Genomic DNA, 15,771 nt, shown 5'->3' on the forward strand with positions numbered 1-15,771 from the left:
ACAGACGATTAATAGATTGCGTCGCCGGCCTTCTCGGCCGTGCCCGTCACCGCGTCAGCAGCGCCGTTCGCGCCGCTCTTCGCCTTGTCGGCCACGTCGTTCGCAGTCTTCTTGACCGCCTTGCCGATGCTCTTCAGAAGCCCGCCGCCTGCCACCGATTCCAGTTCGTTCTCGGACAATTGACCTTGTTTGTTGTCGCTCATTGAGAATACCTCCAGTTGTGTTTTATTTATCAATTCCCGTTGTATGAACCGGGAGAATGACCGTTCGGCCTGGGCAATCGTCTCCGAGGGATTCGTCTCGGGAGGAGCGAGAGACAACTGACAGCTTGTCCCGTCGACTACATAGACCATCAGGTCCAGCGGAGCTTCCGGATCCGATCCGTCCTCCGCGATCGGCCGGATGTCCCGAATGTCCCGGATATCCCGGAGCATCCGTTCCCGGAACGCCGCATCCCGGTTCGCCGCATCCGCCATTCGCCGGATGTCCTCCTCTGACGCATGCTGTGTCCGGCTCATCGCTTGCCCTCCTTGCCGCTTGCCTCAATCTCTTCCACAACTTGAGTGTACTCGACAATGATGTCAACAAAATGTCGAAAACTCCTAATACAGGATAAAATATGATATTTTACGATAGCTGCCGTTCCGCCAGCCCGCGGAACAGCCCATCCGGCTCCATTAATTCCTCGTATGTGCCAGACTGTACGACATGCCCCTTGTCGAATACGAAGATCCGGTCGGCGTTCCTGATTGTGCTGAGCCGATGCGCAATGACGATGCGGGTGGCCTTCAACGCCTCCAGGCTTCTGCTGACAATCGCCTGCGTACGGTTGTCGAGGGCGCTGGTCGCCTCGTCGAACAGCAGAACCTTCGGCTTCCCGGCAATGGCCCTGGCAATCAGCATCCGCTGCCGCTGTCCTCCGGACAACGTGCTGCCGCCTTCGGCCACCATCGTATGCATGCCCATCGGCATCTGCCGAATATCTTCGTCCAGCCCTGCCATCGCCGCAGCTTCCCAAGCCTCGTCAATCGTCAGCTTCGACGAACCGGCAATATTGGTGAAGATGTCGCCGCTCATGACTTTGCCGTTCTGCAGAACGACGCCGAACTGCCTGCGCACGGCGCGGATGTCCAACGTCTTCAGATCTTGTCCGTCCACCGCGATCGACCCGGATTCGGGGATGTCGAACCCCAGCAGCAGCCGCATCAGCGTCGACTTGCCGCAGCCCGAGGCGCCGACCAGCGCCACGAATTCGCCCGGGCGAACATGCAGGGACATATCCTGGAGAATAAGCGGCTGATCCTCCTTGTACCGGAACCGGACATGCTTGACCTCGATCTCCCCCGCGAGCTCGCCCGGATCGTCTCGGACCTCCGCCGCTTCGGGAATCGTCTCGAGAATCGGCCGCGCCCGTTCGTACAGCGGTATGATCGTCAAACTTGATACGACGGCCGACGACATCGCGAGATTGGCGCCAAGGAATGTCGTGAAGGCGGCGAAGAATGCGATAAACCCGCCGGGACTTAATGTGCTGGAGCCTGTCGCCACCATGTAGAACAACACGATTGATGTCGCTGCGGGGAAGAAGACATTAAAGACGGCGTGCAGATTGATAAGTGTCCTTGCCCGGAAGTCCGTCTCCTTGATCTCCCCGAACTGCTTCGCCCAGATGAAGAACGCCCGCTTCTCCGCAGCGGCCATCCGGAACTTGGCAATGCCGTTAATGAGCTGGAGAATCGTTCCGGCCAGCTTGCCTTCCAGTTGCAGCAGAACGCGCTGCCGCTTCACCTGCACCGTCCCGAAGCCGACCGTGACCGCTGCGGCGACAGCGACCATCGCTGCGGCGACAAGCGCCATCTTCATGTCGTAATAGAACAACAGGAAGAAGTTAAACGAGGAGAAGATGCCGCCGAATATCGCCGTGACCGCAACCCCGGAGAGCGACTGCCGAATGGCGTTGATGCTGCTCGCCCGCATGGACAAGTCGCCGGCGGAATAGTCGCGGAAGAAGGACACCGGCAAGCTGAGCAGCCGATCCCATACCGCCGCTTGAATGGAGCTGTCCAGCCTGCCTTCGAGCCGCAGCAGCGCCATCGATTGCGTCAGTTGGAACAGAAACAGCGAGACCGTGACCGCCAGCAGAATAAATCCCATCTGCAGCAGAAGCCCTCTGTCCGAAGCGGGAATAATCGTATCGAACAGCAGGCCGCTCGCAATCGGCATGAACATGCCCAGCACCCCGCCGACAAGCCCCATAAGCAGCAGCAAGCCGAGGTCGCGCTTGATCGACGGATGCCAACAGAACTTGGCGAGGTCCATCACCTTAAGCGGCTTGATCGGCAACGGACGATAGAGCATGTAGGCCGCGGGAGCGATCGTTCGGGCGATCTGCTCCGTTACCGCCTGCTCGGTTCCGGCCTCGGGATCGAGCAGAATATACGAGTTGGAGCTCTGCCGAATAAGCGCCACGGGCGATTGGGTTCCTTCCATGAAGCCAAGCAGAGATCCGTTGTCGTCCAGCCACCATCGGCCCTTCAGATCAACCTGGCGGGTGCGGAACCCGGAGTGCGCGGCGATCAGCGCCACGGGATCACGCGCACTGCGCAATTGATGCTCGGAGGGCGGCTTCACCTTGATTCCGACGGATTCGCCGAGCAGCTTGCAGGCCGCATACAGCGCGCTTCCGCTCAGGCTCATGGAATCCGCCTCGGCCTGCGGACGGCTGCTGTCCGTCACCGCCGCCAACCGCTTCAGCGCCTGCTCCATAACCGCCCGATCGTGCTCCCGCTTCCGCTTGAGCTGCTGCCGTTCCGCTTCCCGTTCCGCCGCACGGTTCCGAACATAATGGAGATGAACGGTCCGATGGAAGTCGGTCAATTGCTCGTTCACCAGCCGGCCCGACAGCAATGGCGGCCGATCCGCCAGCTTCAGCGCCGCGGCCAAGCCCTGAACCCACAATTCGGCTTGGCCGGACAGGGCGGCTTGCAGCTTCGCGTTCTCGTTTGCTTCTCCGCCTGCGCCTGCGGTTGCGGTTGTGGCTTCGGCCGCAGCGAACAGCAGAGAGCGGTCCGCCCGCAGCAGCACCGTTCCCGCCGTTCCGACAACCAGATGGCCCGGGGCATCGCCGGCCGCCGCCGCATCCGCATCGGATGCGGGTGCAGTATCGGTTTCGGTATCGATATCCGCATCGGATTCGGATGCGGTATCGGCAGCCGAATGATAACCGAACACAAGGCGCCCCGCATTCAGGCCCAATAAGAACCGCCGCCCGCTGGCCGCCTCCCCCGCCCGCAGCGTAACGGCGAACACATCGACGTGCCCCGACCGGATATACCAGACGGAGCTCTCGTCCATTACGACCAGCGGCGCATTGCCGCCGGCGTGGACGACTTCTCCGTGTTCCGCGAAGAATTGCTCCAGCACTGCATAATCCGACTGTGTCATATGTGCTCCTCGATCAGCTTGACGTATTCGCCCTTCGCCTTCATCAGCTCCTCGTGTGTCCCCCGCTCGACCACTTTGCCGCCCTTTAACAGGATGATCTCGTCGGCATCGCGAATCGTGCTTAACCGGTGCGCAACAATGACGCAAGTGCATCCCCGCCTGCGGAAGCTGGCATCCACCTGTTGCTCCGTCTTGGGGTCCAGCGCGCTTGTGGCCTCGTCCAGCACCAGAATCGAAGGATTGCCGGCCAACGCCCGGGCAATCTCGAGGCGCTGGCGCTGCCCGCCGCTGAAGTTGCCGCCGCCTTCGGCGATCCTGTAGTCGTACCCGCCGGCCCTGGAGCTGATCTCATCGTCGATGCAGGCGTCCTTGGCCGCGCGAACCATGTCCGTCTCGGGAATCGTTGCATCCCACAAGGTCAAGTTGTCGCGGATCGTCCCTTCGAACATCTGAATATCCTGATCGACCACCGCCAAGGAATGGCCGATCAAGCTGCGCGACAAGGAGCGGCGGCCGATTCCGTCGAACAGAATCTCGCCGGACCACGGCTGATAGATGCCCGCGATCAGCTTGGCTATCGTCGACTTCCCGCTGCCGGAGCCGCCGACGAACGCAACGCGCGAGCCGGGCCTCAGAGTGAGACTAAGGCTATCGATTAACGGTCCCTCCAATTTGTTGTAGCCAAACGTCACATTCCTCAGCTCGACGGAGCCCGCCAGCTTGGCGCCAGCCGCATTCTCCGCCCCGCCGTCAGCGCGCTCCGCTCTGCTCGCATCGTCTGCGACGTCCGCATCGTCTGCGCCAACCGCACCTTCAGCACCGTCTCTGCCGTCTGCGCTGGCTGTGCCATTCGCGTCATCCGCTCCGTCTTCCGGGCTCGGCTCATGCGATGCGGCCGCCTGGCTGTCCAGCTCGTGATTCAGCACATCGTCCAGCCGCTGCAAGCCGCCCTTCGCTTCCTGAAGCGAGCCTCCCAGCCCCACCATCTGATGAACGGGGCCGATAAAGCTCGCCGTCAAGCTCTGGAACGCCACGAGCATGCCGATCGTCATCATCCCCTCCGTTACCTGCAAGCCGCCGACGGTCAGGATCGCCGCCGAGCTGATTCCCGCCAGCAAGGAAGGGACGGCGCCCAGCACGCCGGAGGACACCCCGATCTGCTGCTCCGCATTCATCAGCTTGCTCTGATAGCCGGCCCACTTGGCGAAGAAGTCCGATTCCGCGCCGCTTGACTTCAGCGTCTCGATCATCTGCAGCCCGTTCATGGCAACGCCGTCCAGCTTGCCTTCGTCCTGCAGCAGCTTCATCCCCTGGTCGACCCGCCTGCGGGATACGAACCGCAGGAATGCGACGTTGAGCAAGGCGGCCGCAACCGCGATGAACGTAAGCAGAACGCTGTATTGGAACATCAGGAACAGGTAGAACACGATCATGACCGAGCTCAAGGCCGCGATGGCCAACTCGCCCGACAGCAGCTGCGCGACCGTGTCGTTGATCGCGACCCTGCTGCCGATCTCCCCGCCGAACCGTTGGGAGAAGAACTGCACCGGAAGCCGCAGCACATGCCAGAAGAAGCGACTGGACATGCTGAGCGACAGCTTCGTCTCCAGCCGCAGCAAGTAATACCTCTGCAGCCACGCGAGCGCCGAGCGCATCAACGCCGCCGCCAGCATGCCGATCAGGATCGGGAGCAGCCAGCCGTCGTTGTGTCCGAGCAGAATATGATCGATAAAGACCTGCGTTAACGCGGGAATAGCCAGCCCGGGCACAACGAGGAACAAGCCGGCCAGAATGACGTACAGCAGAGCCGATTCCGAGCCCTTCAGGCGCCCCCGCAACGAACCCGCGATGCCGGCTTGCTCGCCCTGCGCCTTGTAATCCGTCGAAGGCTCCAACGTCAGCACCACGCCGGTAAACGATTGGTCGAACTCCTCGTAGGATACGGTCCTCGGCCCCGTTCCCGGGTCGTTCAGATATACCTTGTCGCGCTTGAAGCCCTCCAGCACAACAAAGTGGTTGAAGTTCCAATGGATAATCATCGGCCCCTGCATCTCCCGCAGAGCGTCCGGCTCCTTCTTGAAGCCGTTGGCGGAGAATCCGTACTTCCTGGCCGCCTTGAGGATGTTGCTCGCTTTGCTTCCATCCCTGGACACGCCGCATTCGACGCGAAGCTGCTCCAGCGGAACGAAGCTTCTGTAGTAGCCGAGGACAATCGCGAGCGAAGCAGCGCCGCATTCCACGGCTTCCATCTGCAGAACGGTCGGTGTCTTGACCCGCTTCGGAGAGTTCGTCACAACGTTAAGCTCCCTCACTTCAACTGTGGAATGATGGATGCGATCGGCTTCTGCCGCTTCACGGTAATCGAGGCAGATACCAATGTGCCGCTGTCCATCTGCTGCGGCGGCCCATCCGACGTGGACCACTTGTAGCCGCTGACGGTGGAGGAGTCCGGAATCAGCTCCACGCTTACTTCCAGCATCGCTTCTCCCTCGCCGGCCAGCTCGCGAACAAGCGCCTCATTGCCCAACGTAAGGAACATCGATTGTGTCGTTAATGGGAACTCGGAGACGGAGGCGACACGGCCGATCATAAATCCGTACTCTTCCTTGTTGACTGAGCTTGGGGTCACATCCACCGTCATGCCCGGAATAATTTTTTTCCCGGTCTGCACGGGAACGTACAACACCGTCTTGAGATTGTTCGCCCCGGTCTCTCCCGATTCCAGCGAGATGACCGAGGTGCCCGCCTCAATCGAAGAGCCCTTCTTCACATTCACTGCCAGCACTCGCCCCGTATAGGCGCTGACAATGCTCGTCTGGTAGAGATAGTCCTCCTTGGCATCCGCAATCGTCTGCCGATAGCTTGCGATCTGCTCCTCCAGCTCCTCGGACGGCTTGTTCGCATAGGCGGCCTCCAGAGCCTTCCATTCGTTCGTTAGCCGCTCAAGCTGCTGCAGCAGTTGCGGCTGCTCCATGCGCGCGATAACATTGCCCTTCTGAACGTAATCGTTCTCCACGACACGAATGTCGGTCAGAAGTCCGCTTGACGACGCATAGACGGTCTGCAGGCCGCCGGGCTGAATCAGCACGCCTTCCGTGGCGACCTTGGTGCTGACCGTACCCAGGAATCCCCACACAATCGCGGCGGCCAGCAGCAGCCCGAGAGCGGCCAAGGCCAGCCAGCCTCTGGGGGAAGTCACCTTCATCAAGGTATCCAGTTGTTCCGGCGAAGACAGGCGATCCAGCGACACTTTACGGAAAACATGGTTGTTCATCCTGTGCTGCTCTCCCTTATCTCATATACTCGAATGCGCCATTCGCGACCCGCTTCAATACGATGGACATCTGCTGCACTTCGCCGTCGGCATCGAACGAGCGGAGGCCGGATACGCCAGGCCACGACGACTGCGCCCGCAGGACGGCGGCGATGTCCGCAGGCTTCCACGAATTCGCCAGGCTTGCCGCCTCGGCCAGAATGTGCAAGGAATCGTACGCCTGGGCGGAGTATTTGCGCGGAGCCTCGCCGTACTTGTCCGTGTACTTGTCGACGAACGACTCGACAAGCTCGCCTGCGCCTTCCGGATTAAACACGGATGCCACTACGGCATTGTCCGCATCGTTCCCGGCGATCTCGAGCAGATCCGGCGAATCCATCCCGTCTCCGCCCATCACCGGGACGTCCAGACCGGCCTCGCGGAGCTGAACGATAAAATCGGCGCCGTCCGGCATCGTCTGCGCGATGAACACGGCATCGCAATCGAGCAGCTTCCACTTGCTGACCAGCCGCTTCAGCTCCGCGCCGTCCTTGAAGTCCGAGAGGCGGTCGATGATCTGCAGACGGTTGGACTTGGCGCTGTCCTCGAACGAATTGGCGAGACCTCTGCCGTATTCGTCGTTGGCGTAATAGACGACAATGTTCCGATACCCTTGGGCTTTGGCGTAATCGGCCATGACCCGGCCCAACTGAGCGTCGTTCGGGATGAGACGGAACACATGCTCGGCTCCCCCTTCCGTCAAACTCGGCGATGTGGAAGACGGCGCAAGCAGCAGCAGGCCGGCATTCTCATACACCTTGGACGCAGGAACCGTCACAGCCGAGCTGCGGTGGCCAATGACCGCGGCCATATCGGAGCGGTTGGCGAAGGCTTGGGCGATCGCCAGCCCTTCGGTAACCGAGGATTGATCGTCCTCCAGCACCAGCCGGAGCGGATGCCCCATCACCCCGACCTGATTGATCTCCTCCAGGGCCAGCTCAAGCCCCTCCTTGAATCCGTCGTTTCTCGTTGCGAACGGCCAAGCGACCCCGATCACAGCCTCTTCCGGATGGCGGCTCAGCAGCTTCTCCCGCTGCGCGCCCGGATCGTCCGTATTGGCGCATCCTGTCGCCAGAACGGCCGCCGCCAAGACCACGAGCATCGTCCTAAGTTTCATGCGCACCACCCCCCTCTTTTTTGGACCGATTCGGATTAATCCCTGGTGTTTAGTCCCCTATGGTTAAAGGGTAGCATCGAACTGTGTCAACAAGAAGTCAAGCGCCGACATTCGATCGACACATTGGCGTGCTAGATTCAAGCTGGAGATGAACAGTGCAGAGAGAGGAAGGGAATGGCATGAAGATACCTCTGAAAATGTTAAGCGTGCTTGCCGGCATCGGGATTGTGTGGGGAGGGAGTGCGCTGGCGCTTCCCGCGGATACTGCGGACAACGTGATCAAGCAGTTGACGGCCCCTCTCTCCAGCGGCGGCGTTCACGATCATTCCGATCACGATCATTCCGAAGAGGACCTGACGAAGCTGCCGCTCGGGGACGGCAAATACACGCTGACGGGGCCGAAGAAGGGGTACATCTATCTTCAGAGCAAACCGCAGGACGGCAGGGGAGCGTCGAAGGACGGCGAATGGATCGACAAGGCGAACGGGACGTTCGACCTGACCCGGAAGGCGGTCGTGGACGGAGAGGTCCATTGGCAATCCGAGCTGACCATCGAACGGAAGGGCGACAAACGAATTCTCACGGGCAACCGCTTGCCGGACCATCCGACAGGCAGCTTCCCCATAAGCAAATCGGACGACGCTTATCAGTACGACCAGAATCCCAATTCCATCCGGGAGCAATTGTTCCGGGTCGAATTGCCGGCCAACCCGACGGCGGCGAAGATGGCCTCGCCCGTTAATTCGGGAGCGATCGGCATTATGCTGACAGGAAGCCTGATCTTCAACGGTCTGGACGCGTCGGGCCGGGATGCCGTAGCGCACGAGACGCAGGACGCTGTTACGGGCACCCCGAGCAAGGCGGGCAATACCACTATCACAACCTGACCGCTTGCCTGGACGACCCGTCTACGGGGGAGCATTCCAAGCTGGTAGGGTACGCCCTTGACGGCTTCGGCATCTACGGCAAATACGGCGAAGGCGGCGTGCTGCTCACCACGGACGACCTCGACGAGTTTCACGGCCATACGCATCTGGTCGAATGGGACGGGAAGATGGTCAACATGTATCACTACCACGCCACCTACGAGTACCCTTATACGATAGGCGCCTTCAAGGGGATTCCGGTCAGTCTGAAGCTGAACCAATAAGGAATGAACAGGGACCGGATTACGGCACGCGCAAGGGCAACTGCACAATAAACTTTGTCCCGGCTTCGGGGGCGCTCTCGATCCGAATCGTGCCCCCGAGCTCCGCCGCCGACTTGCGCACGGCCGATAGCCCGACGCCGCGTCCCGACAGCTTGCTGATCGTTGTTTTGGTACTGAAGCCTTCGTGGAAAATACACATCATCTGCTGCTGTCGGAACATCGAGTCGAACACGCGGGGCGGGTAAAGCTCCATGGCCAGCACCCGCTCCCTCAATGCCGCCAGATCGATCTCGCTGCCATCGTTCGCCAGCGTCAATTCGATGGCTTGGCCGCGCGCCGCAATGACGCAGCGGATCATTCCCCGGCGATCCTTGCCCTTGGCGGCCCGCTCCTCCGGCTTCTCGATGCCGTGCTCCACCATATTGCGGAACATATGAATCAGCGTCCGCACGAACCCTCTGTACACGTCCGGATTCACCAGCATATCCCCGCCGACGATGGTGATCGGATAGATGATCTTGCCGAGTCGTTCGGCCAGCTTCACCGTATAGTCCGGATACACATCCAACAGCTCGCGGAACGGCCGGTAACGCAGCTTGTTCAGCTCGCCGGCGATCAAGGCCGCCTCCGGGCTGGGCAGCATCATGTACACCTGCTCCTCCAACCGCTGCAGCCTCTCCAGCTCGATCGTCACCGTCTCGTCATTCCTGTCGAAGTGCTCGCCCAGAATATCGCGAAGCACCCCGATATCCCGGCTTACGCACTGAAGCAGCTCGGCGGTGCCGATTCGCAGCCCGCCGCCTTCCACCGGATCGGCGAGCGCGTCTGCCGCGTGAAGCTGCCGCTGCCACTGCTCCAGCCGCGTCTCCAGCTCGTGCAGCTTGTCCGACGTATGGAGGAATTCGATCTGGGCGAAGTTCCCCTTGAACGTATGGACAGCACGAAGCAGCTCGGCGCACTTCTCCGCATCGGCCATCTCCTTGCCCAGCAGCTCCGGCATGTCCTGTGTCACGAACGACCGGTACTCGTCAATCATCTCCCGGAAGTCCCGATAATGCCGGATCACCCATACCACCGTATGCAAAATGCTGCGCTCCGTCTCCATCTGCCGCTCCAACTGGCGCTGGTCCGTTCGATCCGTCAGAATAACCATCACCTTGCCTTCCTCGTCGCCCGGCAGCCATCTGTATTGCAGCTCGACATAGCGCCCGTTGATCTCGGCGCTTGTCGGAAGAAGCGACAGGCATACCTCCCGCTGCAAGTCGTCCTCCTGGAACACCTGCTGCAGGATGTCCTCGTTCAACATCTGCTCGGCCGGATTGTCGGGATACATCAGCTCCGTGTATCGGGCGTCGGCAATGCTCCTGCGGAATAAGCGGCTGCATTCCAGACTGTGCTCCGCCTGTACGAGCAGACGCTTGTCGAACGACAGGAACCCTTGCCCGGCATAATCCAGCAGGTTCTGAAGAGCCCGCGTCCGCTCCTGCACCCGCTGCTCCAGCGCCCGGTTCCAGCCGGCGATCCGCAGGTTGTTGTCGTGCATCTCCCGATAGATCTCCTGGTATCGCCTGAACGAGATGATTGCGAAGAACGCAGTGCTGAACAACAAAGCATAGTCCAACCCGACGTTGAGCATCTGCACGAACCGGATCGGCTCCTCGACAATAAACCCATGCTTCCGCTCGATCCAGTAACGCAGAGGAATGCCAATCGCGTTCATCAGCAAATAAATGGAGAATCCGCCGATTAACCACTTGGCATCGCCGCTCGCTTGCCGCCGCCGGCAGCCGACAACCATCGTCAGGAAGCACGCGGCGCACAGCGCGGAGAAGCCGAAGCTGCGGACGGCCGACAGGAAGCCGCTGTAGCGGTCCAACGCGTCCGATGCCGCCCAGCGGGCAACTGGCATGAGCCACGCCGCGCACATGACGGCCAACCCTGCCCGGCGAATCCAGACGGCATAGGCCGGCCGCATCGTCATGACGAAGTAAGAAGCGAATAAATAAATGAGGATGCCCGCAAGCGGATCTTGCCCGTACGTTCGCAGCAGGGACATGTCCGCGAACAGCATCGGGAAGCGCAGAGACATCGCCACATTCAGCGCCAGCAGCAAGGAGAACAGAGCGAAGACGAGGTTCGCCCGATGCCCGCGATTCAAGAAGTACATCATGATCGACACGAGGCCGACAATAAAGAACACGAAGGCGCCGATGGCATTCGGAATGTCGCTGCGCAGCAGAGACATCCGCAGATCGGTCTGATTCCCGTACATAACCGGACCGATACGTCCCGCGAGCACCGAGTCCAGCTCGCTGTGAATGCGAATGTAGATCGGCTGACGCGGGTCAAGCCGATCCAGCGGCACCATCACCGGCTGCCCCGCCCGCGACGCGGTGCGCTCATCCTGCAGGTCGCCGTAGCGATATATCCGCTCCGTGCCCGAGAATACCTCAAAGTCGTAGCGGGCGTCGGACAACAGCAGGTGCGGGTCCCTGACGCGCTTGCCGTCCAGCTCCGACGGAACCTGCAGGGAGAACCACGCATACGACAGGTTGGCTTCGCGGCTTCCGGTCATCGGCATACGCGACCAGCCCTCCGCGGCGTCCGGCTTCGTCCACTCCATCGCGCCTTGCCCGTCCACCGGGGAATCTCCGAGCCGATAATAGGCCAGCGGGATCTCGACTCGGCTGCCGGACAAGGCCGCTGAACCGGCTGGCGCCGACGGGGGACTGCCGGGTGTCGTTGATGAACCGCCAAGTGTCGTTGAGGGGCCGCCGAGTGTCGTTGAGGGGCCGCCGGGTATCGGAGGGGGCTTGCCGGCAGCCGATGAGGGACCATCGGGCGCATGCGCCGGACCGCCGCTTGGGACCGCAGCGCTGCCGCTCGCCGCGTATTCGCCGAACGCGCCCATTCCCCATGCCGCGACGATTCCCGCCATCATAAGCCATTGCAGCCATTTACGGATTGCCGCTGTCTTCAAGCCGAGTCCCCCTTCTCCCTGCCGCTCCGCTTCGGGTGCGTCACCACTGAATCTCCTTGTAGGAACGGTAGATCCCTCTATCGAGCTTCATGCGCAACTGCGTGAAGAACATATCGTTATCGGTAACGATGCCGATGGTGCCGCCTTGCTCCCGCACCGCTTCCACGAAGCTCACGAGCATCTGGAACCCCGCCTCCTGGACGACAGGCTCCCAGCACTCCACCACACATTTTAATTTCCGCTGGTACAGCAGCCCCTGCAGGCATGTATGCAGCGTCTTCAGATTGCTCGGGCGAATATGCCGCTGGATAACCAGAACGGTGCGATCCTCCTTGCGGGACAGCTCGAACGGCAGCGCCGAGAAGAGAGTGGGCGTCAGTTTCAAGCTCGCTCCGGACCGTTCTTGCTTCTGACGGGCGGCCGCCTCCCGTTGAACAGGCGCACTTGCAGCGGCCGATTCCAGGCTTGTCGTCGCACCGGCCTCGTCGTCGGGCCTGCGGTTGCCGCTCGCTTCGGACGGCCCGAGCACGGCGTTCAGCACCTCCCTCACCTTCTCCTCCGTGAACGGCTTCAGAATGTAGTGCCTCGCCCCCATCTTGATCGCATCGAATATTTTGGCGCGCTCCTCCACCGAGCTGACCATCACAATAGCCGCTTCCGGATGGAGTCGGCGTATTTGCCTTACCGCTTCTATCCCGTCCATCCGCGGCATCTGAATGTCCATCGTCACGAGATCGATCCGATTCGGATCGTACAGAGCGACCGCTTCCCGGCCGTCTCCGGCTTCCGCCGCAATCCGATGCCCCATCCCTTCCAGAATCGCCCGCATCCGATTCAGAATCATTGCCGAGTCGTCGACAATCATGATATTTGCCACAAGGCATCCCTCTCCTTGCCTGCTGTTGATTCCAAGCCGATTGATGAAGCCAACTTTTAATCTAACAGCGAAGTGTGTCAGGAATGTGTCAGAGCAGTTCTATGCGATTTTTCCTATTCGTCGGCTTGGATGGGCGCGGCCGGCTCAGCCTGTCTTGCTCGCACACAAAAAAACAGCCGTCTCAAGGCGCTTGGGCCTTAAGACAACTGTTCTGGAGAGCCGCCGCGAATGCGGAGGCTTCGTTCGTGTTACATCGCGTCCATCGAGAAGCCGAACAGGCTGATCAGTTCTTCCAGCGGAATAACCTCTTCCGCCTTCGGCTCGCCGCCGATCTCGAACTTCGGCTCGCCGTTGATATCGGTCTGCTCCGAGACGAGGCTCAGCGTGCCGCTGCCGCTCTGATCGCCGTCCGCAGCTTCGAACTTGATCGTGGAGCTGCTGTAGGAAGCATAGCCGTCCTTGTCGATGCCGATATTGGAGACGACGTCGAACGTCTTGACCGACTTGTCGAATTCCGCAAGCCCATCCTTCAGCTCCGTCTCGTCGAGCTCCGACAACTGCTTCTTCGCCTCATCGATCTGTTCCGGCGTCAACTGCGTCAGGCTCCGGTACTCTTCGTTCGAAGCAAGAAGATCCAGCATCTCCGGCGCGATCTTCTCGATCAGCGTCTGCACGAACGGCTCGACTTGGTCCTTCTCGATGTGAAGCTGAACGACATCCTTCACGTTCGCCGAATCGGGAATGCCCGCATCCTTCGCGCTCGGGCTGGACAGATACGTCTTCTCATCCACATGCTTGAGCACGATGCCGAACAGCTCCTTGGCGAGCTCCATCGCCTTGCCTACATCGAGCGCGGCCGGCAGCTCCGCCCCTTGCTGTTCCGCCAGCTCCTTGAGATCGAACTCGATGTACTTGCCGACGATATCGGCCGGCAGGGACAGCATCGGAATGTTCGGAACCTTGATCCACATCTTCTCTTGCGTGATGATGAACGGAACCTGGAACGATATCGCCAAGTCCCCGCTGATGCTGATCTTCAGCGTCAGCTCCATCATCATCGGGTCCGCGCGATAAGCGCCGGTCCAGCTAAGCTCGGCGTTCTGGAGCATCGCCAGCGCCGAAGCCGCTTCTTCTTCCTGCAACAGGGCATCGGACAGCTTCAAGTCCTTGATGGACAGGCTGCCGTTCAGGTTGTAGGATTTAATATCCGCCGACTTCTCGAACGACGAGAGCAGCTTCTCCGAAGACGACTTCGAATCGCTGCTGCACGCCGACAAGACGAGCGCGATCGATACCAGCAGTGACAGGACAACCGTAATGCTCTTCTTCATGATTTTCTCTTCTCCCCTTCGTCTGAACGCCGGCGAGCCGCCGGATGATTCAGGCTAGTTAATGCAGGTTAATTGTAGCTTAAGCTCCTGCACGGGGGAAGACTTATCAGCTAAAAATCAGCTAAAATACCTACAAAACCAGTCGCTTCTGTTAATGAATGTCTTTCTTCTTGAATCGTCCGCCCCGCACGTCGTGGATATTGCCGACAGCCAGGAAGGCATTCGCGTCCATCTCGGTGACGATCGACTTCAGCTTCGCTTCTTCCATACGGGTGACGACGGTGAAGATTACTTGCTTCTGGCCGCCGGAATAGCCGCCTTCGCCGTTCAGGTACGTAATGCCGCGTCCGAGACGACTGACGATCGCTTCGCCGATCTCGCGGTAATGCTCGCTGATGATCCAGATCGACTTCGATTCGTCGAAGCCTTCGATCGTCAGATCCATAACCTTGAAGGCGATGAAGTATGCGATCAGGGAGAACATCGCGTTGTCCCATCCGTAGATGAGGCCGGCGCTTCCGAGAATAAACAGGTTGATGAACATGATCATCTGGCCGACGGAGAAGGGCGTTCGCTTGCTGACCATGATCGCGACCGTCTCGCTGCCGTCCGTTGTTCCTCCGAACCGGATGACGATGCCGACGCCGATGCCAAGCAGGATGCCGCCGAATACGGTGGCGAGAAGAGTCTCGTCGGTGAAGGGATCGACATGGTGCAGCAGATAAGTCGTAATGGATAGGGTACTGACTCCCAAGAGGGTGGATAATGCGAAGGTCTTGCCAATGGATTTATATCCGACGATAAGGAACGGAAGATTAAACAGGAATAGGAAGATGCCAAGCGGAAGGCCGGTGAGATGCGCAACCATAATCGATATGCCGGTGATCCCGCCGTCGATAATGTTGTTGGGGATGAGGAAGACCTCAAGGGCGGCACCGGCGAGGAAAGCTCCGAAGACAATCAGCACGATCCGGGAAGCAATCTCCAAGGGCTTGAGCCTTGTATGGTGGATCGGCTTGGCTTGCGGGGCTTGTTGAACAGGGACTGGACTGGTCATAGGCACCTCCTACAAAAGTAATATTTATTTCTATTATAACAGCCGATCCGTTCTCGGTCTAATGATAGCACTTATAAAATGAGAGATTCTCTCACACAGCGGCCAGCCGTCAGTCGACCGCCCCGCGCCTGCAGGCCGCCACTCCGCAGATTCTCATCTGCCTGTGGCGGCCTGCAGGTATTGTCGAGCTGCGGCGTGTTGCGGGACCGTCCCCGTCAGCCTTGAGGATTATGATGGCTCACGTGATTGCGATTCTTGACCTTCTTGGAGCCGGACAACGGTTCATTCGGCTGCCCTTGGCTTCGTTCCCGCCGTCCTTGCCCCTCGGGAACGCCGGAGCCGACGGACTGCACCTTCGGTTTGCTCATGCTCGTATCCCCCTCGTATAGTATGTTTTGAAAGCACTTGAAGGCTAGTTCCCAGCCCCCGAGGGGGCTGGGAATCGGTCGCCAAATTCCCAGTACTTCGTTCTTTGAAAATCAAAAAGGGACTGGACTTTCCG

The 15,771-nt window shown here is 60.0% G+C and carries 12 protein-coding genes; 2 read left to right on the forward strand and 10 right to left on the reverse strand.

Annotation, left to right across the window (positions count from 1 at the left end; genetic code table 11):
• Window positions 1-8 precede the first annotated feature (8 nt).
• The 5 genes from E6C55_RS17420 to E6C55_RS17440 all read right to left on the reverse strand — a co-directional run bounded on the left by E6C55_RS17420 (window position 9) and on the right by E6C55_RS17440 (window position 7,874).
• Entirely contained in the window at window positions 9-518 is a 510-nt protein-coding gene (locus E6C55_RS17420) for a hypothetical protein (RefSeq protein ID WP_136371090.1), read from the reverse strand.
• Window positions 519-627: 109 nt separating this feature from the next.
• Window positions 628-3,444 carry an NHLP bacteriocin export ABC transporter permease/ATPase subunit gene (locus E6C55_RS17425; protein WP_136371091.1) on the reverse strand — a complete coding sequence of 939 codons (2,817 nt, stop codon included), beginning with the start codon at window positions 3,442-3,444 and terminating at the stop codon, window positions 628-630.
• On the reverse strand, window positions 3,441-5,738 hold the full coding sequence (locus E6C55_RS17430; RefSeq protein ID WP_211093603.1) for an NHLP family bacteriocin export ABC transporter peptidase/permease/ATPase subunit: 2,298 nt from the start codon (window positions 5,736-5,738) through the stop codon (window positions 3,441-3,443). The genes E6C55_RS17425 and E6C55_RS17430 overlap by 4 nt, the downstream gene beginning before the upstream one ends.
• A 14-nt stretch (window positions 5,739-5,752) precedes the next feature.
• The gene (locus tag E6C55_RS17435) at window positions 5,753-6,718 is read right to left on the reverse strand and encodes an NHLP bacteriocin system secretion protein (protein ID WP_136371092.1); all 966 of its coding nucleotides are present in this window, start codon (window positions 6,716-6,718) and stop codon (window positions 5,753-5,755) included.
• A 16-nt stretch (window positions 6,719-6,734) separates the two neighbouring features.
• Window positions 6,735-7,874 (reverse strand): ABC transporter substrate-binding protein, encoded by a 1,140-nt coding sequence (locus E6C55_RS17440; RefSeq protein ID WP_136371093.1) that lies wholly within the window; start codon window positions 7,872-7,874, stop codon window positions 6,735-6,737.
• A gap of 179 nt (window positions 7,875-8,053) precedes the next feature.
• Between E6C55_RS17440 and E6C55_RS17445 the strand changes: the two genes are divergently transcribed.
• Both E6C55_RS17445 and E6C55_RS34725 read left to right on the forward strand, forming a co-directional pair.
• The gene (locus E6C55_RS17445; RefSeq protein WP_136371094.1) at window positions 8,054-8,761 is read left to right on the forward strand and encodes a hypothetical protein; all 708 of its coding nucleotides are present in this window, start codon (window positions 8,054-8,056) and stop codon (window positions 8,759-8,761) included.
• Between the two features lie 98 nt (window positions 8,762-8,859).
• Window positions 8,860-9,024, forward strand: a complete 165-nt coding sequence (locus E6C55_RS34725; RefSeq protein ID WP_230986724.1) for a hypothetical protein — start codon at window positions 8,860-8,862, stop codon at window positions 9,022-9,024.
• Between the two features lie 19 nt (window positions 9,025-9,043).
• On the opposite strand, the gene E6C55_RS17455 is transcribed toward E6C55_RS34725, so the two are convergent.
• The 5 genes from E6C55_RS17455 to E6C55_RS17475 all read right to left on the reverse strand — a co-directional run bounded on the left by E6C55_RS17455 (window position 9,044) and on the right by E6C55_RS17475 (window position 15,637).
• Window positions 9,044-12,004: an ATP-binding protein gene (locus E6C55_RS17455; RefSeq protein ID WP_136371095.1), complete on the reverse strand. Its 2,961-nt coding sequence runs from the start codon at window positions 12,002-12,004 to the stop codon at window positions 9,044-9,046.
• A 40-nt stretch (window positions 12,005-12,044) separates the two neighbouring features.
• The gene (locus tag E6C55_RS17460; RefSeq protein ID WP_136371096.1) at window positions 12,045-12,881 is read right to left on the reverse strand and encodes a response regulator; all 837 of its coding nucleotides are present in this window, start codon (window positions 12,879-12,881) and stop codon (window positions 12,045-12,047) included.
• Window positions 12,882-13,129: 248 nt separating this feature from the next.
• On the reverse strand, window positions 13,130-14,212 hold the full coding sequence (locus E6C55_RS17465) for a hypothetical protein (protein WP_136371097.1): 1,083 nt from the start codon (window positions 14,210-14,212) through the stop codon (window positions 13,130-13,132).
• A 151-nt stretch (window positions 14,213-14,363) separates the two neighbouring features.
• Window positions 14,364-15,269, reverse strand: coding sequence for a YitT family protein (locus tag E6C55_RS17470; RefSeq protein WP_136371098.1), 906 nt, complete (start codon window positions 15,267-15,269; stop codon window positions 14,364-14,366).
• 215 nt (window positions 15,270-15,484) lie between these two features.
• Window positions 15,485-15,637, reverse strand: coding sequence for a small acid-soluble spore protein P (locus tag E6C55_RS17475; protein WP_136371099.1), 153 nt, complete (start codon window positions 15,635-15,637; stop codon window positions 15,485-15,487).
• Window positions 15,638-15,771: the final 134 nt, after the last annotated feature.

Origin of the sequence: Cohnella fermenti (genome assembly GCF_004801405.1) — a bacterium.
Classification (GTDB): domain Bacteria; phylum Bacillota; class Bacilli; order Paenibacillales; family Paenibacillaceae; genus Cohnella; species Cohnella fermenti.